Origin of the sequence: Pseudomonas sp. MF6747 (assembly GCF_963890955.1) — a bacterium.
In the GTDB taxonomy this organism is placed as follows: Bacteria; Pseudomonadota; Gammaproteobacteria; order Pseudomonadales; family Pseudomonadaceae; genus Aquipseudomonas.
Genome location: NZ_CAWPSZ010000023.1, coordinates 128,836 through 152,644, shown reverse-complemented (window position 1 = coordinate 152,644; position 23,809 = coordinate 128,836). Strand labels below are relative to the sequence as shown.

Sequence of the window (23,809 nt, the reverse complement as noted above, 5' to 3'; positions counted from 1 at the left end):
AATCCGATGCGAATGTGGTTTTTGAGTGCTGGCCTGGCCTTGATGTGCATGGCCCAGAACGCAGCGGCGGGTACAGTCCTGATCGTTGGCGATAGTATCAGTGCCGGTTTCGGCCTGGATACCAGCAAAGGGTGGGTGGCCTTGCTGGAGCAGCGGCTCAAGCAGGAAGGTTTTGACGACAAGGTGGTCAATGCGTCCATCAGCGGCGACACCAGCGCAGGTGGTCTCGCGCGGCTGCCGGCGGCGCTTGCAGAGCATAAGCCGGACCTGGTGATCCTCGAGCTGGGCGGTAACGATGGCCTGCGCGGCCAGCCGCCAGCGCAATTGAAACAAAATCTTGCGTCGATGATTGACCAGTCCAAGGCCGGCGGCGCCAAGGTGCTGCTGCTGGGCATGCAGCTGCCGCCCAACTACGGTCCCAAATACACCACGGCGTTTGCCGAAGTGTATGGCGCCTTGGCCAAGGAAAAAAGTATCCCGCTGGTGCCGTTTTTCCTTGAGGGTGTGGGTGGTCATCCAGAGTTGATGCAGGCCGATCAGCTGCACCCGGCGGTCGGTGCCCAGGGCAAGTTGCTGGAAAATGTCTGGCCAACGCTAAAACCGCTGCTATGACGCTTTTATACCGGCAGGCTTTCGGCTAAGGTGGCGCCCCCCCGATCTGGAGCCCCCGATGTCGCGCCCTGCCTGGTCCCTGTTCAATTACCAACTGATCGAGCCTGACGAGCAGCTGGACCTGTTCGCCTGCCAGGAAGTTCGGGTGCATCTGGTCGCGCGTCAATTGGAGTTGGGCGGCTCGATCGATCGCACGCTTTGCGGGACTTTATTGCCCGCACAACCGCGTTGGTCCTCGGTCGACCGCTCGATCTTTCAAGACCAGCGACTGTGCCCCCTGTGCCGAGCCATCCTCGAATCGCAGAAGCGTGGCACACCGCCGATCTGGCCGGAGCTGCGTTTCGAGCTGTAAAGGCTTGCGCACGGTCGCAGGCCCTCTGCCTTACCCTCTGACACCCGTGTACAATCAGTTTTTTCCTACCCGTCGTTCTGCGAAGGATTTTCCGGATGTTGTCGCGCCTTTCCGTCGTTTCCTGCTGCCTGTCCCTCGCTGCGCTCTGTGCAGTCGGCTCGGCATCAGCGCTGCAGTTGCCCTTGCCGCCGCCAGGTGAAGACATTGTCGGTCAGGTTCAGGTGATCAAGGCCAAGTACGAAGACACCTTTGCCGACCTGGGCACCACCTACGACCTGGGTTATTCGGAAATGGTCGCGGCCAACCCTGGCGTCGACGCCTGGTTGCCGGGGGCGGGCACCGAGATCGTGCTGCCGACGCGTTTCATCCTGCCGCCGGGTCCTCGTGAAGGCATTGTGATCAACCTGGCGGAATACCGGCTTTACTATTACCCCAAGGGCCAGAATGTGGTTTACACGTTCCCCTTGGGCATCGGCCGTGAAGGCTGGGGTTCGCCGGTCGCGCACACCACCATCACCGGCAAGATCCCCAACCCGACCTGGACGCCGCCCGCGTCGATCAAGGCCGAGCACGCTGCCAATGGTGACCCGCTGCCTAACGTGGTGCCTGCCGGTCCGGACAACCCACTGGGCCCGTTCAAGTTCACCTTGGGCACGCCGGGTTACTTGATTCACGGTTCCAACATGAAATTTGGTATCGGCACGCGTACAAGCCACGGCTGCTTCCGCATGTTCAACAACAATGTGCTGGAAATGGCCGACATGGTGCCGGTCGGCACATCGGTGCGCATCATCAATGATGCCTACAAGTTCGGCAGCAGCGGCGGCAAGGTCTACCTTGAGGCGCATACACCGCTGAACGATGACGGCACGCCGTCCGTGGTCGACAAGCACACGGCGGTCATCAATGCCCTGCTCAAGCGCGAAGACCTGGCCAATAACCTGCGGGTGAACTGGGATCAGGTGCGCGATGTGGTGGCGGCCGAAGACGGTCTGCCAACGGAGATTGGTGTACCGGGCGCCAATGCGCCAGTGGCGTCCAGTACGCCGGTCGATCTGCAGCAGTAAGCCTGCTCGATCCCAGGCCCGCCTCAGCCTTGCGCTGCGGCGGGCTTTTTATTGCGCGGGCTTCAGGGCCGAATCCCAGGCAATAAAAAGCCGACCCAAGAATGGATCGGCTTGATAACAACCCCGAAGGATTATTACTTGCGGCTTGCTTTTTCAAGCATGCGCAGAGCGCGCTCGTTAGCTTCGTCAGCAGTCTGTTGTGCTTTTTGAGCAGCAGCCAGAGCTTCATCAGCTTTACGGTAGGCTTCGTCTGCACGAGCCTGGGAGCGAGCTGCTGCGTCTTCAGTTGCAGTCAGACGAGCTTCGGTTTCTTTGGAGACGCTGCTGCAACCGGTAGCCAGAACTGCGGCCAGAGCCAGAGCAGAGAATTTCAGAACGTTGTTCATCGTGTTCCCCTTCAAGGACTTTCTATTAAATGGCTACTTTCTCAGAGTGAGCGGATAGCCGGCGTACATACTACTCATTACTTGTAGTAAGTAAACTGACGTAGCGCAAGAAGCAAAAAAAATTCTTGCGCCGAATCTGTTTTGGCTAATCTTTGGGAGGATTGTATAAAAACCCTCCAGATTTTTTCGTTTCCCTGGGAACTCGATCCAGGCTGAGAGGTCCGGCCCGCATGTGCCGGGTCCGGTAAACAGGCAAAGATTTATATATCGACGTTGACACTTTTTTTCAGTTGGCCGTTACCGCCTCGTGCATCTTTTTGCGTATGTAGAGGTGACTTTAAGAGCGGCAGTTCGTCTCAAGATTCAACTGCCGGCAATGTTCAGGCTATCGATCACTCATTGATCGAGGCCCTTTCTGTAACCGCCAGCGGCAAGGGATGACGAGTGCGCCTTGAGCTATTGCAGCATTGGTGACTACTATTCCCTACGTGCTGGTTGTGAGCGCTATAGGTTTTCTCGTTGTCGAAACCGGCACGGGGTGGCGTAGATGTTCCTTCGCCGGAAAAACATCGGTAAGGTAGGGGTCAAAATCCAAGACCCGCGAGGAGTAGTGATGAGCGAGGCGTTGTCCATCCACCATGACCAGGCAGGTCATCAGTTCGAGACCAATGTGGACGGTCATCGTGCCTATCTGACCTATATGGACCTCGGTAAACAGACCCTGGATATCTATCGCACCTTCGTGCCCAACGCGTTGCGGGGCCGTGGCATTGCTGCGGCGTTGACCGAAGAAGCGTTGAAGTTCGCCGAAGAAGCCGGCTACACGGTGATCCCCTCGTGCTCTTATGTAGAGCGCTACATGGAGCGCCACCAGCGCCATGCCGCGAAGCTGTAACTGAGCGATCGCACCACGAAAAACGCCGGGCTAAGCCCGGCGTTTTTGTGTGCGCAATTCAGCGTTTCAAGTGCGTTTGCGTTTTGGCAATACGTCCTTGAGCTTGGCGTGCATGCTGCGCAGGGTGGTCTCGGTGGCGGACCAGTCGATGCAGGCATCGGTGATCGACACGCCGTATTGCAAGTCGGCCAGGTCTTTTGGAATGGCCTGGCAACCCCAGTTCAGATGGCTCTCGACCATCAGGCCGATAATCGACTGGTTGCCTTCGAGGATCTGGTTGGCGACGTTTTCCATTACCAGCGGCTGCAGGGCCGGGTCCTTGTTGGAGTTGGCGTGGCTGCAGTCGACCATGATGTTCGGCTTGATCTTGGCCTTGTTCAGCGCCTGCTCGCACAGCGCAACGCTGACCGAATCATAGTTGGGCTTGCCGTTGCCGCCGCGCAGGACCACGTGCCCGTAGGCATTGCCCTTGGTGGTGACGATGGACACGCCACCTTCCTGGTTGATCCCCAGGAAGCGGTGCGGGCTGGACACCGATTGCAGCGCATTGATCGCGACGGTCAGGCCGCCATCGGTGCCGTTTTTGAAACCGACGGCCGAAGACAGCCCGGACGCCATTTCGCGGTGAGTCTGGGATTCGGTGGTGCGCGCGCCGATGGCCGACCAGCTGATCAGGTCCTGCAGGTACTGCGGGGAGATCGGGTCGAGGGCTTCGGTGGCAGTGGGCAGGCCCATTTCAGCCAGGTCCAGCAGCAATTGACGACCAATGTGCAAGCCGTCCTGAATCTTGAACGAGTCATCCAGGTACGGGTCGTTGATCAAACCTTTCCAGCCGACGGTAGTGCGCGGTTTTTCGAAATAGACGCGCATCACCAGGTACAAGGTGTCGGACACTTCAGCCGCCAGCACTTTGAGGCGCTCGGCGTATTCGTGGGCAGCCTTGAGGTCGTGGATCGAGCAAGGGCCGATCACCACGAAGAGGCGGTGGTCGGTGCCGTCGAGAATGTCACGGATGACTTCGCGGCCCTTGGTGACGGTCTGCAGGGCAGCGTCGCTCAGAGGGATTTCGCGCTTGAGCTGATCGGGCGTGATCAGGGTCTCGTTGGATTCGACGTTAAGGTCGTTGATCGGTAAATCAGCCATCGTGTTACTCGTCAGGGTCACGGGTGCCGGCCGCCAGCCATCCCCGTGCGGCGGAGCACAGCATGATTTGAATGCAGGGGGGAGGAACCTTAGCGCGTAACACGGGCCCGCGACAATGGGCAAAACCGGCTTTAATCCAGCGCCGGCGCCACAAAAGTCTCGCGGGAGAACTCACCGGCATGACGCGAGACCCACTCGCGAGCCATGGCTTCGAGTTGCGCAGGCGTCGGCTCGGCGTCTTCATGCAAGCGGCAGTAGCGTTCGATCTGGCACACTTGCTCGCCCATTCGCGCACCGAACAATGCGTGCTCATCGGTAAAAGAGATGCCGATGCGATAGCCTTTTTCGAGCTTGCGGCACCAGGCTACATAGCCCGGATAACGGGCGCTGGCGCCCAGGGAAGGGATGCGCAGATCAACCGCCGTGCCCTGGCGCCAGGCACGCGGGCAATTGCAGGCGACGCCGCCCAGGCCGATAGTGTGCAGGCGTTGGCGGGGAATGGCGGGAGCGGGGCGTTGGATTAACTCGACAGCGACATCATCAGGGTGAGGTAAAAAACGACCCATGTACACGGACTCCGAGCACCGTCCAGTTGACGGCGGTGGCAGCAGTATAGTGAAGGAACTGGAATTGACCGACCTGGATATTGACCAGCAACTGCTGGGATTGCCAGGTATTTCGCTGGTGGTATTTACCAGTGTCGGTTGTTCCAGTTGCCGCTGGGCACGTCAGCAGCTGCCGGGCTGGCGTTTGCCGGTCGACCGCGTGTGCTGGGTGGATGCCGGGCACAACGGCGGTGCGGTCGAGCGCTATCAGATCTTTCATTTGCCCGCCTTGTTCCTCGTGTGCGAGGGTCAATTCCTTGGGCAGTTACACACCCGTCTTGCACTTGCCGACCTTACCGAGGCAGTGAATCAAGCACTCACCCGCACACCAGAGGATTTGCCATGACCGCAGTTGCATCCCCGTCACCACGCATTGGCATTATCGGCACCGGTGCTATCGGTGGGTTCTACGGCGTGATGCTGGCGCGTGCCGGGTTCGACGTGCACTTCCTGTTGCGCAGCGAATACGCGGCGGTCAGCGAGCACGGCCTGCACCTCAACAGTACGCTGCATGGCAAGTTGCACCTGCACCCGGTGCAGGCCTACGTCCGCGCTGCGGATATGCCGGCGTGCGACTGGCTGCTGGTGGGCACCAAATCCACCGGCAATGTGGACCTCGCGCCGACCATCGCCCAGGTCGCCGCCCCGGACGCCAGGGTGGTGCTGTTGCAAAATGGCCTCGACGTCGAGGACAGCCTGCGCGAACACCTGCCGCCGTCGCTGCACTTGCTGGGTGGCCTGTGCTACATCGGCGTGCACCGCTCTGCGCCGGGCGTCGTCGAGCATCAGGCCTTGGGCCGGGTCAATCTTGGTTACCACAGCGGCACCGCGGCCAACGATGAATCGCGTCAGCGGGCGATTGTCGAAGAGGGCGCCGCGCTGTTTCACCAGGCCGGTATCGAGTCCCAGGCCATGGCCAATGTGCACCAGGCCCGCTGGCACAAGCTGGTGTGGAATGTGCCGTATAACGGCCTCTCCGTGTTGCTGGGCACTGGCACCACCGCGCTGATGGCCGATGAATCGAGCCGCGAATTGATCCAGGCATTGATGGCTGAGGTGGTCAAAGGCGCGCACGCCTGCGGCCATGAAATCCCTGCCAGTTACGCCGAGCAGATGTTCGCCATGACCGAAACCATGGACGACTACCTGCCCAGCATGTATCACGACCATGTGCACAAACGTCCGCTGGAATTGGCGGCGATCTACGCCCGGCCATTGGCCGCGGCAAAAGCGGCAGGCTGCGAATTGCCACGCATGCAGGCGCTTTACCAGGCCTTGAGTTTTATTGATCGGCACAACCGCTGATTTGGGGGAAACACCATGGCGAAGGGATTGGGCGACAAACTGGTGCTGGCGATTTCGTCGCGCGCACTGTTCGACCTGAGTGACAGTCACAAGGTCTACCTGGCCGAAGGGGTAGAGGCATATCGCAAGTACCAGATCGAGCACGAGGAAGAAACCCTCGAGCCCGGCGACGCCTTCCCTTTGGTCAAGAAGCTCTTGAGCCTCAACGCCAGCCTGGGCCGTGCCCGCGTCGAAGTGGTGCTGGTGTCGCGCAACAGTGCCGACACCGGCTTGCGCGTGTTCAATTCGATCCAGCATTACGGCCTGGATATTTCCCGCGCCGCGTTCGTCGGCGGGCGCAGTCCCTATCCTTACCTGGCCGCATTTGGTTGCCACCTGTTTCTGTCGACCCATGCCGACGATGTGCGCAGTGCACTGGATGCCGGCTTTGCCGCGGCGACAATTCTGTCGGGCGGCCCGCATCGGGCCTCAAGTGAAGAATTGCGGATTGCGTTCGACGGTGATGCGGTGCTGTTTTCCGATGAGTCCGAGCGTGTCTATCAGTCAGGCGGGCTGGAGGCATTTCTGGCCAGCGAGCGCGAGTCGGCGCGCCAGCCGTTGCACGGTGGTCCGTTCAAGGGGTTCCTGGCGGCGCTTAACGTGTTGCAGAGCGAGTTCGCAGACGAGGCGTGCCCGATTCGCACAGCGTTGGTCACCGCGCGTTCGGCGCCGTCCCACGAGCGGGTGATTCGCACCCTGCGCGAATGGGATATCCGCCTGGACGAGTCGTTGTTCCTCGGTGGCCTGGAGAAGTCCGCGTTTCTGGAGGCGTTCGCCGCCGATGTGTTTTTCGATGACCAGGCCGGTCATTGCGAGAAGGCCAGGGAAGTAGTGGCCACCGGGCATGTGCCCCATGGCATCAGCAATGAGTTGAAAATCCACACCGAGAGCTGAGCCCCAGTCCCGCAGGCGCTGCTAAGCTCATTCAATCCCCGCCATCCTGGCCGTCCAGGAGGTTCTATGATTCGTTCGATGCTGTACGCCACGGACCTCGGTCTGTATGCGCCCTATGTCATGCAGCATGCGCTGGCACTGGCCCGAACGTTCAAGGCGGATTTGTATGTGATTCATGTGGTCGAGCCGATCGGGCTGTTCGCCGAATCGGTGCTGCAAAGCTACCTGGATGAGAAAGCCCTGAGCGAATGGCAGAGCCAGGGGCTGACCACGGTGATGGCAACCATCGAGCAGCGGGTGCTGGACAGTTTTCGCGAGGAGCTCGGGGAAGGGGAGCAGGACCTGAAATTGATTCGCTCGGTGCGCGTGATCCAGGGGGACCCGTGCGAGGTCATTCTCGACCAGCTGCAAAAACTTTCCGTCGACTTGTTGATCGTAGGAAGTCACAGCCACGCAACGGCCGCTGCCACGCCGCTTGGGCGCACGGCCGCCAGGGTGCTGCAGTTGGCAACAGTGCCGGTTTATATGGTGCCATCGCTGCAGCGCCGACGCAGTGACGATGCCTGATCGGTAAAAACGATAAAAAGTTCTAGATTTATGCATCTAACCTTTAATATAGTTATATACCGTCGCTGATACCCGTGGCGTCTATCTGCTTTGAGGGACACATATGAAGCTTCAACAACTGCGCTACATCTGGGAAGTGGCGCACCACGACCTCAACGTTTCCGCTACCGCTCAAAGCCTTTACACCTCGCAACCCGGTATCAGCAAGCAGATCCGCCTGCTCGAAGACGAGCTGGGCGTCGAAGTGTTCGCGCGCAGCGGCAAGCACTTGACCCGCGTCACCCCGGCCGGCGAGCGCATCATCACCACCGCCGGCGAGATCCTGCGTAAAGTCGAAAGCATCAAGCAGATCGCCCAGGAATTCTCCAACGAGAAAAAAGGCACCCTGTCGATCGCCACCACGCACACCCAGGCGCGTTATGCCTTGCCGCCGGTGATCCGCGATTTCATCAAGCAATACCCGGACGTCGCCCTGCACATGCACCAGGGTTCGCCGATGCAGATCGCCGAGATGGCCGCTGACGGCACCGTCGATTTCGCCATCGCCACCGAAGCCCTCGAGCTGTTCGGCGACCTGGTGATGATGCCGTGCTACCGCTGGAACCGTTGCGTGGTCGTGCCCCAGGGCCACCCATTGGCCAAGCTGCCGAAGTTGACCCTCGAAGCCTTGGCCGAATACCCGATCGTGACGTACGTATTCGGTTTCACCGGCCGCTCCAAGCTCGACGAAGCCTTCAGCCATCGCGGCCTTACGCCGAAAGTAGTGTTTACCGCAGCCGACGCCGACGTGATCAAGACTTACGTCCGACTGGGCCTGGGCGTGGGTATCGTGGCCAAGATGGCGGTCGATACCAACCTCGACAAAGACCTGGTGGTGCTCGACGCCAGCGAGCTGTTCGAGTCCAGCGTGACCAAGATCGGTTTCCGTCGTGGCACGTTCCTGCGTGGCTTCATGTGCGATTTCATCGAGAAATTCGCGCCGCACCTGACCCGCGAAGTCATGGCCAAGGCGATCCAGTGCCACAACAAGCAAGAACTGGAAGAGCTGTTTGACGGCGTAGAACTGCCCGTCCACTGAGTGGCTTATCGGGCCTCGGTAACCGTGAAGTGTTGCCGGGCGCCCGCCACCAGAATCTCCACCTCATCCCCTTCGAACTTGCCCAGCAGGCTTTTGCCCAGCGGCGAGCGTGGGGTGATGACGGTCACCGGTTGCCCCACCACGTCGACCTTCAAGCCCGCCGCATCCGGCGCCAGAAACAGCCACTGCTGGCGACCGTTCTCGTCTTCCAAACCCAGCAGCGCACCGACTTCTATGCCGCGTTGATCATCGTAAGCACGCAACTGCAGGTTCTGGCACAGCGCGAGCGATTGCTTGATTTCTTCGACGCGCTTGGCTTGCCCGGCCGCGAGGTAAGACGCTTCCAGCCCCAGCGTGTCGTACTTGTTCTCGGCGATGTTCTCTTCGTGGGTCGCGGTCTCGTAGGCGGTCTGCGCGGCGCGCTGCGCAATGTCGAGGTCGACGGTGAGTTTTTCCAGGATCAACTGGAGGACGGCGTGCTTATTCATGGGCATCAATCGCAGAATTGCAGGACATTCGCCTTGCTCTTTTCATTGGGCGCGTTCTGGTCCTGTTGCAGCCAGAACTGGCATTTGGGGTTGGACAGGTTGCGCGCGTTGTTGCGCGCCTGGTCCAGGGTTTGCTGTTGTTCCTGCTTGCGAAGGTTTTCCTGATACTGCTCGAACATACGGTTCGGCGGTTCTGGCGCAACAACGGTGGCGGGCTTGCCCAGTTGCTGAACGGCCTGAGCCACCGGCGCCAGGCTTTGCGGGAACACGTAGCGCGACGCCAGCCAGGTGGTCAGCACAATGGCAATAAAGCCCAGCCACAGGCCGAACGCCACTGCGATACTGAGCTTGAACAGCGACAACGAACGATCAGACATAGTGGCCTCCTGGCGGGCATTTGCGGCGTGGCGGCGATTGTCGCACAGCCACTGTGCAGAATAATCGCGATCAAGCCTTCTGCATCGACGCATTTATGCGGACAATCGAGCCTTTGAGTGTTGGAGCCCGGAATGAAAGCCCGCTGGGATATTTTTTGCAGCGTCGTCGACAACTACGGCGACATTGGCGTGACCTGGCGCCTGGCCCGGCAACTGGTGGTGGAGCACGCCTGCGACGTGCGCTTGTGGGTCGATGACTTGCGTGCTTTTGAACGCATGTGCCCAGAGATTGATGTGCAACTGAACCCGCAATGGCAGGAAGGCGTAGAGGTGTGCCATTGGCCGGCACAATGGCGCGACACGCCTTGCGCCGATGTAGTGATCGCAGCCTTTGCCTGCCAGTTGCCACCTGAGTACATGGAAGCCATGGCCGCGCGCGACCGCACGCCGTTGTGGATGAACCTGGACTACCTCAGCGCTGAAGACTGGGTGGTGGGGTGCCATCGCCTGCCGTCGGTGAAGTTCAAGGGCGTGCAGAAGTATTTCTTCTTTCCTGGCTTTCGGCCGGGCACTGGCGGGCTCTTACGCGAAGGCGGCTTGCTGGAGCAGCGTCAGGCTTTTCAAGAAGATCGCGCCGCGCAGCGGCAATTCCTGCAAGCGCTGGGCGTATTTCCGGCAGATGGCGCGCGTTTGATGTCGCTGTTCGCCTACGAAAACGCCGGGCTCGCCCGTTGGCTGGACGTGCTGGCGACGGACGGGCGTGCCACTCATCTGTTGGTGCCCGAAGGGCGCATCCTTGGCGATGTGCAGCGCTGGCTCGGCGTGGAAGGCCTTGCGGTGGGGGCGGTGCATCAGCGCGATGCCCTGACGGTGCAAGTGTTGCCGTTCGTACGCCAGGAGCAATATGACCGCCTGCTGTGGTGCTGCGACTTCAACGCCGTGCGCGGCGAAGACTCGTTCGTACGCGCCCAATGGGCCGGGCGGCCGATGCTGTGGCACATCTATCGCCAGGACGAAGACATCCATCTGGACAAGCTTGATGCCTTCCTGCAGCTGTACACCGGGGCCTTGTCGCCCGCCGCCAAGGCAGCGGTGGTTGCCCTTTGGCAAGCCTGGAACGCTGATGGCGATATGGCACAACCGTGGAAAATGCTGCTGGAGCACTGGCCAGAGGTGAGTCAGAACGCCCAGGCGTGGTGTCTGGAACAAGGCTTGCAGGCTGATCTTGCGACGGCGCTGGTACAGTTTTATGAAAGTTGGATATGATACGCGACCTTGATTTTTGTAAATCCCATCCAAATTTCGGATATACGCAATGAAAACTGGTAAAGAACTGAAACCCGGTACAGTGATCCGTCTCGAAAACGACCCTTGGCTGGTTCAGAAAGCTGAGTTCACCAAGTCTGGTCGTAACAGCGCAATCATGAAGACCAAGCTGAAGAACCTGCTGACCGGTTACAAGACCGAGATCGTTTACAGCGCCGACGACAAACTGGACGACGTGATCCTCGACCGCAAAGAAGCGACCCTGTCCTTCATCAGCGGCGACACCTACACGTTCATGGACACCACCGACTACACCATGTACGAGCTGAACGCTGAAGATATCGAAGCTGTTCTGCCGTTCGTGGAAGAAGGCATGGAAGACGTTTGCGAAGCGATCTTCTTCGAAGACCGCCTGGTTTCCGTAGAGCTGCCGACCACTATCGTGCGTAAAGTTGCCTACACCGAAGGTTCCGCTCGCGGCGACACGTCGGGCAAGGTCATGAAGCCTGCCAAACTGGCTAACGGTACCGAGCTGCAAGTGGCTGATTTCATCGAAATCGACGACCTGATCGAGATCGACACCCGTGAAGGTGGTTCGTACAAAGGTCGCGCCAAGAAGTAATTCTGGCCCCACCGATACGAAAAAAAGCCCGACCTTGAGTCGGGCTTTTTCATGGGCGCCTGTTTACTTCAGGTGTTGCTTGAGCTCTTGCGAGGCCTGCAGCAAGGCTGAACGGACTTCCGGCACCTGGCTGACCACGTTGAGTAAACCGTAGTCGTGGATCATGCCGTTGTAGCGCACGGCGGTCACCGGTACACCGGCCTGGTCCAGCTTGCGTGCGTAGGCTTCACCTTCGTCACGCAGCACATCGGCGCCAGCGGTCTGGATCAGCGCAGGCGGCAAGCCCTTGAGTTGATCCGTGGTGGCCCGCAGCGGCGACGCGTAGATCTGCGCGCGCTGATTGGCGTCGGTGGTGTAGTTGTCCCAGAACCACTTCATCATGTTTCGGGTGAGGAAGTGCCCCTCGGCAAATTGGTTGTAGGAACCGGTGTCGAAGTTGGCGTCGGTCACCGGCCACAGCAACAGTTGGAACTTGATTGCCGGCGTGCCTTTGTCCTTGGCCATCAGGCTGACGACTGCCGCCATATTGCCGCCGACGCTGTTGCCTGCGACCGCCAGGCGCTTGCCGTCGACATTGATCTCCTTGCCGTGCTCGGCCACCCATTGGGTCGCGCCGTAGGCCTGGTTGATCGCCACCGGGTAATGCGCTTCCGGCGAAGGCGTGTAGTTGACGAACACCGCCACTGCGCCGGAACCCACCACCAGATCGCGCACCAGTCGCTCGTGGGTTGGGTAATCGCCCAGCACCCAGCCGCCACCGTGGAAGAACATAAACACTGGCAATGCGCCTTTGACCCCGGCTGGCCGCACGATGGTCAGGTCCAGCGGCTTGCCATCAACCTGAATGGTTTTCTGACTCACATCGGCGCTGGGCAGCGTCAACTTCACACCTGCCTGGGCGCCGGTCAGCACGGCCCGCGCGTCTTTGGGCGTCAACTGTTCCATTGGCTGACCGGTGCCTGCGTTGAGCACATCCAGGAAGGCCTGGGTGGTGTGCTCAACGTCGCCGGGGGCGGCGAACGCGGTGTTGATCGACAGCGCGAGCAGGGTACCGGTGAGGGCTTTACCCATTGTGTTCATGTGCTTCTCCAGTGGCGGCAAAGGGTGTCAGACAGTCACGTGCAGGCGTACATCGACGTTGCCGCGGGTGGCGTTGGAGTACGGGCAGACTTGGTGAGCCGCGTCGACCAGGCTTTGCGCGTCATCCTGCGCCAGGCCCGGCAGGCTCACGTGCAGGTCGATGTCCAGGCCGAAACCGCCGGGGATTTGACCGATGCCGACGTGGGCCGTAATCGAAGCGTCATCCGGGATTTTGCGTTTGGTCTGACTGGCGACGAACTTCAGTGCGCCGATGAAGCAGGCCGAGTAGCCGGCCGCGAACAGCTGTTCAGGGTTGGTGGCTTGGCCGCCAGCGCCGCCCAGCTCTTTGGGCGTGGAGAGTTTGACGTCGAGGATGTTGTCGCTGGAAACAGCACGACCATCACGGCCGCCGGTGGCGGTGGCTACTGCGGTATAGAGAGTTTGCATGGTGTCGTCCTCTTGGGTTTTTAGCGCTAAATGTTTGTGCGCTAAGTAGTTGGTGGGGCGAATGTATAGCGCTAATGTTTAGCGCGCAAGATAAATTCACAAAAATATTTCCCGGACATTATTTTCTGGGGCAACCCCAAACAAATGTGGGAGCTGGCTTGCCTGCGATTGCCCAGTGTCGGCCACTGTATTCATGACTGATGTACCGCGATCGCAGGCAAGCCAGCTCCCACCTTTTTACTGCGTGAATGCCTTTAAATTGCGTCTTGCAGATTGCCCCGCAAGGCAATCAAGTCACTTTGCAACTTGCGCAACTGCTCCAGCTGTAACCCGCTGGCGCCGAGGATGCACTGCGGGATGCCCATGGCTTTTTCCTGCAACGCGCGGCCTGCCGGGGTCAATTCCACCACCACCACACGTTCATCTTCGCGGCTGCGGGTCCGGCTGAGCAGGCCTTCGGCTTCCAGCCGCTTGAGCAGCGGCGTCAGCGAACCCGGATCGGTCAGCAGGCGAGTGCTGATTTCGCCGACGGTCAAGCCATCTTCTTCCCACAGCACCATCATCGCCAGGTACTGCGGATAGGTCAGGCCGAGGGCTTGCAGCAGCGGCTTGTAGACCTTGGTCATCAGCAATGAAGTGGAGTGCAGGGCGAAACACAGCTGGTTATCCAGCATGAGGGATTCGCAGGGGGCGGGATTTTTGCGCATGACAGTGCCTCGAAAAAGCGTATATGGGCTGGAATCTAGCGATCAAACCTTTAATGCGCCAGATAATTCTGCCTGTGGGGTCAGACCAGGCCGCTTTGTAATGCCAGATCCCAGGGCGGTACTGGGCTGAAGCGGGACTTGAGGTATTCCAGCAGCAGGCGGCTGCGTGCATTGGCCTGCTGTTCCAGACGCAGCGCGTAAATGCCGGTGGTTTCCGGGCTGGGCAGGCCGTTTTCGCAAAACAGCGGTAATAACTCACCGCGCACCAGGTATTCACTGGCCAGCCACGTCGGCAAGTGCGCGATGCCCAGCCCGGCGAGCGCGCCGCACAGCAGTGCTTCGGCATTATTGGCACTCAGGCGGATGCGTTGCGGGCGATAGGTGGCGCGGCGCCCGTCCAGCTCGAAGCGCCAGGCGAACATCGGCGCCAGGCCGTCCCAGTCGAGGCCATCGTGCTCGCTCAGCTCCCGAGGATGAGTCGGCGTGCCACGTCTTTTGAGGTAAGCCGGGCTGGCGCAGGCGATGCGCACGATGCTGGCCAATGGCGTGGCGATCAAGCGGGTGTCGACGATGTGCCCGGCGCGCAGCACCAGGTCGACCTTGCCCAAGTGCGCGCCCTGCATGTCGACAAAGCTGTCGATCAAATGCAGGTGCACATCCAGCCCCGGATACACGTTCAGAAAGTCGGCAATCACCGGCGCCAAGTGCCGTCTGCCGAAGGCTGCCGGCGCGTCCACGCGGATCAGGCCCTCCGGCGCGTGGCTCAACGACACCGCCTCGGCCCGGGCCAGCTGCAACTCGCTGACAATCCGTCGCGCCCGTTCGGCAAACGCCAGGCCTGCCGGGGTTGGCACCACGGCATGGGTGCTGCGCTGAAACAAGCGGCTGCCGACCGAGCTTTCCAGGCTGTCAATGCGCCGAGCCACTGCTGAAGGGGTCAGCGGATGGCGGCGAGCGGCGGCGGAAAAACTGCCGGTTTCCAGTACATCAAGAAACAGGCTCAGTTGATCGGTCAAGGTATTGGGGTTCATGAATAGGCGCTTATGCGAGTTCGGCACAGCCATTGTGCGTTGCTGTGCGTTTCCACGCCACAGGCGACTGCGTAGCATGCGTCGCCTGGGGCTTTTGGAGTGATGCGCGGTGTTGGATTTAGCGATGTACCTGGTATTGGGCGCAGCCCTGGGCACGGTCGGCGGGCTGTTCGGCATCGGTGGCGGGCTGATTGCCATCCCGGTGTTGGGCGTGTTGTTTGGGCTGGATCAACAGCTCGCCCAAGGCACTGCGCTAGTGATGGTGGTGCCGAATGTGATGCTGGCGCTTTGGCGTTATCACCAGCGTAACCGTATCGAATTGCGCCACGCGTTGCCGTTGGGCGTCATGGGTTTCTGCTTTGCCTGGCTGGGTTCGATCTGGGCTGTGGGTTTGGACGCCGGCGCGATGCGCATCGGTTTTATTGTATTTCTGCTGACGCTCTCCGCTTACAACCTGCTGCGCATGTTCACTCGCAATGCGCCGCCGACTGCGCAGATGCGTTATTCCTGGCCTTGGCTCGGCGTGCTCGGCGCCGCCTCGGGTTCCATGGGCGGTTTGTTTGGCGTGGGTGGCGCAGTGGTGGCGACGCCGGTGCTGACCAGCCTTTTTGGCACCACCCAAGTGGTCGCTCAAGGCCTGTCGCTGGCGTTGGCGCTGCCCAGCACCAGCGTGACCCTGGTCACCTACGCCTGGCATCAGGAGGTGGATTGGATGATCGGCGTGCCGTTGGCGGTCGGTGGCTTGCTCAGTATCAGTTGGGGGGTAAAAGTCGCCCACGCGCTGCCCGAACGGGTATTGCGCGGCCTGTTCTGCGGCTTTCTGGCGGTGTGCGCGGTGATGCTGACGTTTAAAGTCTGAAGCCTTCGAGGATGTACTCGGCCAGGCATTCGGTGATGGGCGAGGCCATCGCCGGGTTGCGCAGCAGGCGCAGGCTCATCGACGGCAGAGGCGGAAAGCCTTCATCGCTGCCCAGGATCCGTAAGTCGTCGGTCACCAGGCCTTCCATGCTGACCATCACCGCCAGTCCCGAGCCGACCACGGCTTGAATCGCCGCGACGTTGGAGCTGTGGTACGCCAGGCGATAGTCGATGCCGGCAGCATCCAGCGCGGCGCGGGTCCATTGGGTGCAAAAGCTGTCGACGCCGGAAATAGCCAGGGGCAGGGTCTCGTGCTCATCCACGCAGAAGCACGGCGCCGCCACCCAGACCATGCGCTCACTGCGCAGCAATTCGCCGATTTCATTGCCGGGCTCGCGGCTGATCACGGTCAGCGCCAGGTCGCGCCGCTGCATCAACACCGCTGACGACTCGCAGTGCATTTCGATCTGGATCAGCGGGTAGGCCTTGGAAAACCGTTTGAGAATCCCCGGCAGGAAACGCATCACGTAATCGTCCGGTGTGCCGATGCGCACCAGCCCGACCATGTGAGGTTCGCGCAGGGTGTTGAACACCTCACTGTGCAGCTTCAGGATGCGCCGTGCATAACCCAGCAACACCTGGCCTTCCGCCGTCAGCCGTACCTGACGACCGTCACGCTCGAACAGCTTGCGCTGCAGCACGTCTTCTTCGAGGCGCTTCATCTGCATGCTCACCGCCGACTGTGTGCGATTGACCAGTTCACCGGCGCGGGTAAAGCCGCCCTGATCGGCGATGGCGACGAAGGTGCGCAGCACTTCGGTATCGATGCTTGGGTAGCCGGGCAATTGATCAATCTCCGAGATGTATTACATAAGAAACATTCGTTGGATTGATCATAGTGCCAGGCACACACTCTCGTCATCCCCATTGGAGGGCGAGAAGATGAAAGGTCAGAAAGGTTTTGTGTTGATGACGAAACGTCCGTTTTCCGGATTTTTTCAGCGGGTTGCCCGTTGGCAGGCACTGCACCATGAGCGTCAGGCGCTGGCGAGTTTGAGCGACGATGCGCTCAAGGATATCGGGCTCAATCGGGGCGATGTGGAGCAGGACAGTCACCTGCATTTCTGGCAAGACCCGCTGCGAAAGTAATCTGCAATGCAGTAGGGTAGTCGGCGAGCCCACACGGAGAGACTCATGCCCGCCGACCTGTCTTTTTCACTCAAGCACGCTCGACGCATGGCGCTGGCGGCCCAGGGTTTTTCCGGGCGCCAGGCGCCGGCACTGATCAAGGCCACGCACCTCAATCGTTTGATCGAGCGCTTGGGTGTGCTGCAGATCGATTCGGTCAATGCCGTGGTGCGCTCGCATTACCTGCCGCTGTTTTCCCGCCTTGGCCAGTACTCCCCGCTGATCCTCGAACAAGCTGCCTGGAGCCAGGGGCGGCGGCGCTCGCTCTTCGAGTATTGGGGCCATGAGGCCTCGTTGCTGCCCATGGCGCTGTACCCGTTGATGCGCTGGCGCATGGAGCGGGCCAGGCAGGGCCAGGGGATTTATGCGCAAATGGCGCGGTTCGGGCGCGAGCAGCAAGCCACTGTTCAGCGCGTGCTGCAGACCGTCGAGCAACAGGGCGCGGTGGGTGCTGGCAGCTTGTCTACCCGTGAGGAACGCGCCGGCCCGTGGTGGGATTGGAGTGATGAAAAGCACGCACTGGAATGGTTGTTTGCCGCGGGGTTGGTCACGGTGGCGGGGCGGCGTGGGTTTGAGCGGCTCTATGACTTGCCCGAGCGCGTCATCCCTGCCGACATCCTTCTGGCCACGGTGAGCGAGGCCGAGGCCCTGCGCGGTCTGCTGCTGCACAGCGCGACTGCCTTGGGCGTCGGTACAGAAAAAGATCTGCGCGATTATTTCCGCCTGGACCCTGCCGACAGCCGTGGCCGGTTGGCCGAGCTGGTCGAGGATGGGCTATTGCGGATGTGTGAGGTGCAGGGCTGGAAGCAACCGGCCTACTGCCTGCCGGAACCGAAGGTGCCGCGCAAGGTACCGGCCAGCGCCTTGTTGTCGCCGTTCGACTCGCTGATCTGGGAACGCAGCCGCACCGAGCGATTGTTTGATTTTCGCTACCGTCTGGAGATCTATACCCCGCAAGACAAGCGGGTGTACGGCTATTACGTGCTGCCGTTTTTGCACAATGAGCGGATCGCCGCGCGTGTCGACCTGCGCGCCGAACGCGCCCATGGGCGGCTCGCCGTGCATGCAGTGCACGAAGAAGAGCCGGGGCTGGACGAGGAGGGGATGCAGGCGTTGGCCTTGAACCTGCGGCAGATGGCTGATTGGCTGGGGCTGGAACAGGTCCAGCTCAACTGCCAGCGGCCAAGTGCCGCCCGCTTAAGAGTGGCAATGTTGCAAACCTGAGGGGTGGAAGGCTTTTGAGCTGAATCGGGCTGCCTGTGGCGAGCGGGCTTGCCCCGCGTTGGGTGGCGAAGCCGCCCCAGTACGGCCGCTGCGGTATGCCTGGGCGGGTGGGGTGGCTGGTTTTGGGGCTGCTTCGCAGCCCAACGCGGGGCAAGCCCGCTCGCCACAACAGGCCCGCTCGCCCAAGTCTCAGCGTTTGACCTGTTTCAAAGTCTCGGCAATCAAAAACGCCAATTCCAGCGACTGATCGGCATTCATCCGCGGGTCGCAGTGGGTGTGATAGCGGTCCGACAAGCCATCTTCGGTGATCGGCCGCGCGCCGCCGATGCATTCGGTGACGTTCTGCCCGGTCATTTCGATGTGAATCCCGCCGGCATACGAGCCTTCGGCTTGATGCACCTGGAAGAACTCTTTCACCTCGCCCAGAATCTGCGCAAAGTCGCGGGTCTTGTAGCCGCTGCTGGCCTTGATGGTGTTGCCATGCATCGGGTCCGAGCTCCACAGCACCTGCTTGCCCTCGCGCTGCACGGCGCGGATCAGGTTGGGCAGGTGGTCGCCCACCTTGCCGGCACCCATGCGCGCGATCAGGTTGAGGCGGCCGGGGTCGTTGTCCGGGTTAAGAATGTCGATCAGGCGGATCAAGTCGTCGGGGTTCATGCTCGGGCCGACCTTCACGCCAATCGGGTTGTTCACCCCGCGCAGGAATTCGACGTGGGCGCCGTCCAACTGACGGGTGCGGTCGCCGATCCAGAGCATGTGCGCCGAGCAGTCGTAGTAGTCGTTGGTCAGGCTGTCGCGGCGCACGAAGGCTTGCTCGTAGTTGAGCAGCAGCGCTTCGTGGGCGGTGAAGAAGCTGGTTTCGCGCAGTTGCGGCGAGCTGTCCATGCCGCAGGCGCGCATGAAGGCCAGGGTTTCGTCGATACGGTCGGCCAGCTGGCTGTATTTTTCGGCCAGTGCGGAGTTGGCAATGAAGTCCAGGTTCCACTTGTGCACTTGATGCAGGTCGGCAAATCCGCCCTGGGCAAACGCGCGCAGCAAATTCAGCGTGGCGGTGGACTGGTGGTAAGACTGCAGCAGACGGTCCGGGTCCGGCACGCGGCTTTTTTCGTCAAAGCCGATGCCATTGACGATGTCGCCACGGTAAGCGGGCAGGGTGACGCCGTCGATGGTTTCATCGTTGGCCGAGCGCGGCTTGGCGAACTGGCCGGCCATGCGCCCGACTTTCACCACCGGGCAGCCGGCGGCGAAGGTCATCACGATTGCCATCTGCAGCAGCACCTTGAAGGTGTCGCGGATCTTTGCCGCAGAGAACTCGGCAAAGCTTTCGGCGCAGTCACCGCCCTGCAGCAGGAACGCGCGGCCCTGGGTCACTTCGGCAAACTGACGGCGCAACTCGCGGGCTTCCCCGGCAAACACCAGCGGCGGGTAGCTGGCCAGGTTCTGCTCCACTTGCAGCAAGTGCGCAGCGTCCGGGTACTGGGGTTGTTGCTGGATCGGCAGGGCGCGCCAGCTGTCGGGGCTCCAGGGTTGGCTCATCGTGAACTCGATTGGTTGATTGACGGTGGGGCGCCAATGTTATCAGCAATTAGTGCGTGACCTGTTGCCGCCGGTTGGCCGACAATCGCGCCTTTGCCGTGCGGTAAACCCTTTAGGAGTAGTGATGACCGAGGAGCGTGTCGAGCGCCTGCTGGCCGAAGTCCATGATGACTTCGGCATGATCCGCGTGCTTGAAGTGGCCGATTACCGCTTTCTCGAGTTTGGCGACGCCATCGAGCAAAGCTGCGTATTCACCGCCGACCCGAGTTGGCTGGAGTACGACTACACCCGCGCGATGCTGATTGGCGCGTTGTGCCACGAGCAACCGGAGAGTGCGCTGTTCCTCGGGCTGGGCGCCGGCACGCTGACCCAGGCGTGCCTCAAGTTCCTGCCGCTGGAAGACGTCGAGGCCATTGAGCTGCGCCCGGATGTGCCGCGCCTAGCCATTGAGTACCTGGGGCTGGATGACGATCCGCGCCTGTACATCCGCATCGGCGACGCGCTGCAGTTGCTCGATAGCGCCGAATCGGCCGACCTGATTTTCGTCGACCTCTACACCGATGTCGGCCCGGGCGTGGGGCACCTGGCCTGGACCTTCCTGGAAAACTGCCAGAAGAAACTCAACCCCGGCGGCTGGCTGGTCATCAACCAGTGGGCAACCGATGATGGCAAGCCACTGGGTGCGGCGTTGTTGCGCGGGTTGTATCACCGGCATTACTGGGAGCTGCCGGTGAAGGAGGGCAATGTGATTCTGCTGGTGCCTTCGGAGCTGGATCAGGCACTGGACCTGGGTGCGCTGACGGCGCGTGCCGACGCTTTGGCGCCGCGGTTGGGGTACTCGTTGCAGGCGTTGATCAAGGCTATTCGGCCGGCAACGTAGTTGCCTGTTCTGGCCTCATCGCGAGCAAGCCCGCTCCCACATTCGACCGCATTCCAAAGGATGTACGCGTACAAATGTGGGAGCGGGCTTGCCCGCGATGAGGCCGACACTGTCCACTCAAATCCCCTTGAACACCCCCGGGCGCTTCTCAACCATCGCCCGCACGCCCTCTTTGGCATCTTCACTGTTCAGCAGCTTTTCCACCAACGGCTGCAACCCTGCCGCCGCGACCGCTTCACCTTGCATGCGCGCCTGGCGGGCCGACGTCAGCGTCGCCTGCACGCCCAGTGGCGCCTGGCGCGCGATGCGGTTGGCAAGTTCGATGGCGCGGGGCAGCAAGTCTTCGCTGGCCATCACTTCCTGCACCAAGCCCAGCCTGAGCGCCTCGTGTGCATCAAATTCATCGCCAGTGAGCAACCAGCGCATGGCGTTGCCCCAGCCGGCCACCTGATGAAAACGTAAGGTCGCGCCGCCGAACGGAAAGATTCCACGCTGGACTTCCATTTGCGCAAAGCGCGTGTTGCTCGCGCAAATATTGATATCGGCTGCCAGCATCAACTCGATGCCGATGGTCAGGCAATAGCCCTGGGCCGCGACGATCACCGGTTTGCTGACCCGCGGCCCGGCGAACACACCCCATGGATCGCAGCCACCCAGTGGCGGTTGCCAGCCTCCGGACATCACGCCGCTGACATTGGCCAGGTCCAGCCCGGCGGTGAAGTGGTCGCCGTGGGCAAACACCACGGCCACTCGCGCCTCGTCGTTTCGATCAAATTCACCATAGGCCAGGCTCAGCTCATTGAGCAGATCCAGATCAAAGGCATTGCGCTTGGCCACTCGGTCCAGACCCAACAGCAGGACATGGCCCTGTAACTCACGGCTGACGCGACTGCTGCTGGCTTGATTCATCGGGTGTGCCCTCAGGGCTTGGGTGGGTTTCAGACCAAAGGTCTTGATGGGCAGGTGAACCGTTTAAGCGTTATGACCAACAGGGCCGGGCCTTTGAAAAATAGACCCTGGCGCGGCGATCCGCAAAGGCTTTGATGCAGCGCGGTTTATCGGCGCTTTGCGATAAAAAAAGCTCCCTTTTTCAGCTATTTCCGGTATAGTGCGCGCCGGCCTTTAACCGGGCCGCGTTTAGGTAGCGCAATTCCCCGAAGTCAGCTTCGGCTGCACGTCCGCACAGCGGACTCTTCCTTGACGAATCTTTTTCATTCATTCGTTTTCGCAAATCCCCGCCGACAAAGCAGCCAGGGCGACTCTTGAGTCTCAACACGGCATGCGCAGCTTTGGAGCATGGGTCTTTGCGGATGCACTTAGAGGCAGACCCATGACCCAGGAAACCGGCGGCTTCGCCGCTTTTAATCTTAACCCGAACATTCTTGCTGCCGTCATCGCGACTGGCTACGAAGAACCTTCGGCTATTCAGCAGCAATCGATCCCGATCATCATGGCCGGCCAAGACATGATTGGCCAAGCGCAAACCGGTACCGGTAAAACCGCCGCGTTCGCCCTGCCAATCCTGCACTGCATCGATCCTGCCAAGCGCGAGCCGCAAGCCCTGATCCTGGCGCCAACCCGTGAGTTGGCGCTGCAAGTAGCAACCGCTTTTGAAACCTACGCCAAGCAAATGCCAGGCGTAACCGTTGTGGCCGTTTACGGCGGCGCGCCTATGGGCCCACAACTTAAAGCAATCCGTAACGGCGCACAGATCGTTGTCGCCACTCCGGGCCGTCTGTGCGACCACCTGCGTCGTGACGAAAAAGTGCTGTCGACCGTGAACCACCTGGTTCTGGACGAAGCTGACGAAATGTTGAAGCTGGGCTTCATGGATGACCTGGAAGTCATCTTCAAGGCGCTGCCACCCACCCGTCAGACCGTATTGTTCTCGGCCACCCTGCCACAGTCGATCCGTGCCATTGCCGAACGCCACTTGCGCGATCCGCAACACGTGAAGATCCAGACCAAGACTCAGACCGTTACCGCGATCGAACAGGCTCACCTGTTGGTTCACGCTGACCAGAAGACCTCGGCTGTATTGAGCCTGCTGGAAGTCGAAGACTTCGACGCCCTGATCATGTTCGTGCGCACCAAGCAAGCGACCCTGGACCTGGCCAGTGCCCTGGAAGCCAAAGGCTACAAAGCCGCTGCGCTGAACGGTGACATCGCCCAGAACCAGCGTGAGCGCGTGATCGACTCCCTCAAGGATGGCCGTCTGGACATCGTTGTGGCGACCGACGTTGCTGCCCGTGGCCTCGACGTTCCACGTATCACCCACGTGTTCAACGTTGACATGCCGTACGACCCAGAGTCCTACGTCCACCGTATCGGCCGTACCGGCCGTGCCGGTCGCGAAGGTCGTGCACTGCTGCTGGTGACTCCGCGTGAGCGCCGCATGCTGCAAGTGATCGAGCGTGTAACCGGTCAGAAAGTTGCCGAAGTCCGCCTGCCGGATGCCCAGGCCGTTCTCGATGCTCGCATCAAGAAACTGACCAACAGCCTGTCGCCGCTGGTGGCTGACGCTGAATCGACCCACGGCGATCTGCTGGACCGCCTGACCGCCGATATCGGTTGCACCCCGCGTGCCCTGGCTGCAGCCCTGCTGCGCAAGGCTACCAACGGTCAGGCCCTGACCCTGGCTGCGATCGAAAAAGAACGTCCACTGGTGCCGAACAACGCTCCGCGCGGTGATCGTCCAGAGCGTACTGGCGACCGTCCAGACCGTGGTGATCGTGAGCGTCGTGCTCCGGTTCCATTGGCTGAAGGCCGTGCTCGCTGCCGTACCGCGCTGGGCGCGCGTGATGGCATCGCGGCCAAGAACCTGCTGGGCGCTATCCTCAACGAGGGTGGCCTGGCACGTGAAGCGATCGGTCGTATCCAGGTGCGTGACAGCTTCTCCCTGGTGGAGCTGCCGGAAGACGGTCTGGAAAAACTGCTGGCCAAGCTCAAAGACACACGCGTTGCCGGTAAGCAGCTGAAGCTGCGTCGCTACCGCGAAGATTGATCCGCCTTTGGGCTGATTGATCGCACAAAAAAAATCCCCGACTGGTTCGGGGATTTTTTTTGCCTAGATTTCAGGTTTGGACCAGTACTCGATCAAGTCACAAGCGGGCTTGCTCGCGAATGCGGTGGATCAGTCAATATTCCCGGTGACTGACACCC

At 60.7% G+C, this 23,809-nt stretch carries 28 protein-coding genes; 16 read left to right on the top strand and 12 right to left on the bottom strand.

All coding sequences use genetic code 11. The features are described from left to right. The first annotated feature begins 6 nt into the window (after nucleotides 1-6). The 3 genes from AACW30_RS19620 to AACW30_RS19610 all read left to right on the top strand — a co-directional run bounded on the left by AACW30_RS19620 (nucleotide 7) and on the right by AACW30_RS19610 (nucleotide 2,031). Nucleotides 7-612 carry an arylesterase gene (locus AACW30_RS19620; protein WP_164487917.1) on the top strand — a complete coding sequence of 202 codons (606 nt, stop codon included), beginning with the start codon at nucleotides 7-9 and terminating at the stop codon, nucleotides 610-612. A gap of 58 nt (nucleotides 613-670) precedes the next feature. Then, entirely contained in the window at nucleotides 671-964 is a 294-nt protein-coding gene (locus tag AACW30_RS19615) for a hypothetical protein (protein WP_016972348.1), read from the top strand. Between the two features lie 95 nt (nucleotides 965-1,059). Beyond that, nucleotides 1,060-2,031: a L,D-transpeptidase family protein gene (locus tag AACW30_RS19610; protein WP_106576831.1), complete on the top strand. Its 972-nt coding sequence runs from the start codon at nucleotides 1,060-1,062 to the stop codon at nucleotides 2,029-2,031. A gap of 134 nt (nucleotides 2,032-2,165) precedes the next feature. On the opposite strand, the gene oprI is transcribed toward AACW30_RS19610, so the two are convergent. Further along, nucleotides 2,166-2,417: an outer membrane lipoprotei OprI gene (gene oprI, locus AACW30_RS19605; protein ID WP_003172710.1), complete on the bottom strand. Its 252-nt coding sequence runs from the start codon at nucleotides 2,415-2,417 to the stop codon at nucleotides 2,166-2,168. Nucleotides 2,418-3,030: 613 nt separating this feature from the next. Between oprI and AACW30_RS19600 the strand changes: the two genes are divergently transcribed. Further along, nucleotides 3,031-3,312 (top strand): GNAT family N-acetyltransferase, encoded by a 282-nt coding sequence (locus AACW30_RS19600; RefSeq protein ID WP_003189869.1) that lies wholly within the window; start codon nucleotides 3,031-3,033, stop codon nucleotides 3,310-3,312. A gap of 66 nt (nucleotides 3,313-3,378) precedes the next feature. On the opposite strand, the gene AACW30_RS19595 is transcribed toward AACW30_RS19600, so the two are convergent. Beyond that, nucleotides 3,379-4,455 carry a 3-deoxy-7-phosphoheptulonate synthase gene (locus AACW30_RS19595; protein ID WP_060753323.1) on the bottom strand — a complete coding sequence of 359 codons (1,077 nt, stop codon included), beginning with the start codon at nucleotides 4,453-4,455 and terminating at the stop codon, nucleotides 3,379-3,381. Between the two features lie 131 nt (nucleotides 4,456-4,586). Next, nucleotides 4,587-5,021 (bottom strand): PilZ domain-containing protein, encoded by a 435-nt coding sequence (locus tag AACW30_RS19590; RefSeq protein ID WP_106576830.1) that lies wholly within the window; start codon nucleotides 5,019-5,021, stop codon nucleotides 4,587-4,589. Between AACW30_RS19590 and AACW30_RS19585 the strand changes: the two genes are divergently transcribed. The 5 genes from AACW30_RS19585 (at nucleotide 5,020) to cysB (ending at nucleotide 8,943) form a co-directional block, all read left to right on the top strand. Then, complete coding sequence (locus AACW30_RS19585) at nucleotides 5,020-5,406, top strand: thioredoxin (protein WP_119739477.1); 387 nt, start codon at nucleotides 5,020-5,022, stop codon at nucleotides 5,404-5,406. The two genes, AACW30_RS19590 and AACW30_RS19585, sit on opposite strands and share 2 nt — an antisense overlap. Beyond that, complete coding sequence (locus AACW30_RS19580) at nucleotides 5,403-6,365, top strand: putative 2-dehydropantoate 2-reductase (protein ID WP_200623098.1); 963 nt, start codon at nucleotides 5,403-5,405, stop codon at nucleotides 6,363-6,365. Before AACW30_RS19585 ends, AACW30_RS19580 begins: the two co-directional genes overlap by 4 nt. Nucleotides 6,366-6,380: 15 nt before the next feature. Next, entirely contained in the window at nucleotides 6,381-7,298 is a 918-nt protein-coding gene (locus tag AACW30_RS19575; protein ID WP_200623096.1) for a 5'-nucleotidase, read from the top strand. A 66-nt stretch (nucleotides 7,299-7,364) separates the two neighbouring features. Then, complete coding sequence (locus AACW30_RS19570; RefSeq protein WP_106576826.1) at nucleotides 7,365-7,865, top strand: universal stress protein; 501 nt, start codon at nucleotides 7,365-7,367, stop codon at nucleotides 7,863-7,865. Nucleotides 7,866-7,968: 103 nt separating this feature from the next. Continuing rightward, on the top strand, nucleotides 7,969-8,943 hold the full coding sequence (cysB, locus tag AACW30_RS19565) for an HTH-type transcriptional regulator CysB (protein ID WP_003189876.1): 975 nt from the start codon (nucleotides 7,969-7,971) through the stop codon (nucleotides 8,941-8,943). A gap of 5 nt (nucleotides 8,944-8,948) precedes the next feature. On the opposite strand, the gene AACW30_RS19560 is transcribed toward cysB, so the two are convergent. Both AACW30_RS19560 and AACW30_RS19555 read right to left on the bottom strand, forming a co-directional pair. Continuing rightward, a complete protein-coding gene (locus AACW30_RS19560) occupies nucleotides 8,949-9,431 on the bottom strand; it encodes a GreA/GreB family elongation factor (protein WP_200623094.1) in 483 nt (160 codons plus the stop codon). Nucleotides 9,432-9,436: 5 nt separating this feature from the next. Continuing rightward, on the bottom strand, nucleotides 9,437-9,808 hold the full coding sequence (locus AACW30_RS19555; RefSeq protein WP_119739479.1) for a hypothetical protein: 372 nt from the start codon (nucleotides 9,806-9,808) through the stop codon (nucleotides 9,437-9,439). A 132-nt stretch (nucleotides 9,809-9,940) separates the two neighbouring features. Between AACW30_RS19555 and earP the strand changes: the two genes are divergently transcribed. Beyond that, on the top strand, nucleotides 9,941-11,074 hold the full coding sequence (earP, locus tag AACW30_RS19550; RefSeq protein WP_119739481.1) for an elongation factor P maturation arginine rhamnosyltransferase EarP: 1,134 nt from the start codon (nucleotides 9,941-9,943) through the stop codon (nucleotides 11,072-11,074). A 49-nt stretch (nucleotides 11,075-11,123) separates the two neighbouring features. After that, nucleotides 11,124-11,696: an elongation factor P gene (locus AACW30_RS19545; protein WP_003218698.1), complete on the top strand. Its 573-nt coding sequence runs from the start codon at nucleotides 11,124-11,126 to the stop codon at nucleotides 11,694-11,696. Nucleotides 11,697-11,759: 63 nt separating this feature from the next. Here AACW30_RS19545 and AACW30_RS19540 read toward each other — a convergent pair whose 3' ends face one another. From AACW30_RS19540 to AACW30_RS19525, 4 genes are all read right to left on the bottom strand, one after another. Beyond that, complete coding sequence (locus AACW30_RS19540) at nucleotides 11,760-12,776, bottom strand: alpha/beta hydrolase (protein WP_119739483.1); 1,017 nt, start codon at nucleotides 12,774-12,776, stop codon at nucleotides 11,760-11,762. Nucleotides 12,777-12,803: 27 nt separating this feature from the next. Continuing rightward, entirely contained in the window at nucleotides 12,804-13,223 is a 420-nt protein-coding gene (locus AACW30_RS19535) for an organic hydroperoxide resistance protein (RefSeq protein ID WP_034126737.1), read from the bottom strand. 254 nt (nucleotides 13,224-13,477) lie between these two features. Beyond that, a complete protein-coding gene (locus tag AACW30_RS19530) occupies nucleotides 13,478-13,930 on the bottom strand; it encodes a MarR family winged helix-turn-helix transcriptional regulator (RefSeq protein ID WP_119739485.1) in 453 nt (150 codons plus the stop codon). An 80-nt stretch (nucleotides 13,931-14,010) separates the two neighbouring features. Further along, nucleotides 14,011-14,961 carry a LysR family transcriptional regulator gene (locus AACW30_RS19525; protein ID WP_200623092.1) on the bottom strand — a complete coding sequence of 317 codons (951 nt, stop codon included), beginning with the start codon at nucleotides 14,959-14,961 and terminating at the stop codon, nucleotides 14,011-14,013. 109 nt (nucleotides 14,962-15,070) lie between these two features. On the opposite strand from AACW30_RS19525, the gene AACW30_RS19520 reads away from it, so the two are divergent. Further along, nucleotides 15,071-15,820 (top strand): sulfite exporter TauE/SafE family protein, encoded by a 750-nt coding sequence (locus AACW30_RS19520; protein ID WP_200623090.1) that lies wholly within the window; start codon nucleotides 15,071-15,073, stop codon nucleotides 15,818-15,820. Here AACW30_RS19520 and AACW30_RS19515 read toward each other — a convergent pair. Next, complete coding sequence (locus tag AACW30_RS19515; protein ID WP_200623088.1) at nucleotides 15,810-16,664, bottom strand: LysR family transcriptional regulator; 855 nt, start codon at nucleotides 16,662-16,664, stop codon at nucleotides 15,810-15,812. The genes AACW30_RS19520 and AACW30_RS19515 overlap by 11 nt on opposite strands. A 97-nt stretch (nucleotides 16,665-16,761) precedes the next feature. Here AACW30_RS19515 and AACW30_RS19510 point away from each other — a divergent pair, with 97 nt between their 5' ends. Together AACW30_RS19510 and AACW30_RS19505 are read left to right on the top strand one after the other, a co-directional pair. Beyond that, nucleotides 16,762-16,968, top strand: coding sequence for a DUF1127 domain-containing protein (locus AACW30_RS19510; RefSeq protein ID WP_234452476.1), 207 nt, complete (start codon nucleotides 16,762-16,764; stop codon nucleotides 16,966-16,968). Nucleotides 16,969-17,013: 45 nt separating this feature from the next. Further along, nucleotides 17,014-18,231, top strand: a complete 1,218-nt coding sequence (locus AACW30_RS19505) for a winged helix-turn-helix domain-containing protein (protein WP_200623086.1) — start codon at nucleotides 17,014-17,016, stop codon at nucleotides 18,229-18,231. A gap of 189 nt (nucleotides 18,232-18,420) precedes the next feature. Here AACW30_RS19505 and AACW30_RS19500 read toward each other — a convergent pair whose 3' ends face one another. Further along, nucleotides 18,421-19,767: a class II 3-deoxy-7-phosphoheptulonate synthase gene (locus tag AACW30_RS19500; protein ID WP_078047560.1), complete on the bottom strand. Its 1,347-nt coding sequence runs from the start codon at nucleotides 19,765-19,767 to the stop codon at nucleotides 18,421-18,423. Nucleotides 19,768-19,891: 124 nt separating this feature from the next. Between AACW30_RS19500 and AACW30_RS19495 the strand changes: the two genes are divergently transcribed. Beyond that, complete coding sequence (locus AACW30_RS19495) at nucleotides 19,892-20,647, top strand: spermidine synthase (RefSeq protein ID WP_106576816.1); 756 nt, start codon at nucleotides 19,892-19,894, stop codon at nucleotides 20,645-20,647. Nucleotides 20,648-20,764: 117 nt separating this feature from the next. Here the strand turns inward: AACW30_RS19495 and AACW30_RS19490 are convergent, their stop codons facing one another. Further along, nucleotides 20,765-21,556: a crotonase/enoyl-CoA hydratase family protein gene (locus AACW30_RS19490; protein ID WP_106576814.1), complete on the bottom strand. Its 792-nt coding sequence runs from the start codon at nucleotides 21,554-21,556 to the stop codon at nucleotides 20,765-20,767. A gap of 421 nt (nucleotides 21,557-21,977) precedes the next feature. Here AACW30_RS19490 and AACW30_RS19485 point away from each other — a divergent pair, with 421 nt between their 5' ends. Then, entirely contained in the window at nucleotides 21,978-23,651 is a 1,674-nt protein-coding gene (locus AACW30_RS19485; RefSeq protein ID WP_017136163.1) for a DEAD/DEAH box helicase, read from the top strand. The last annotated feature ends 158 nt before the right edge of the window (nucleotides 23,652-23,809 follow it).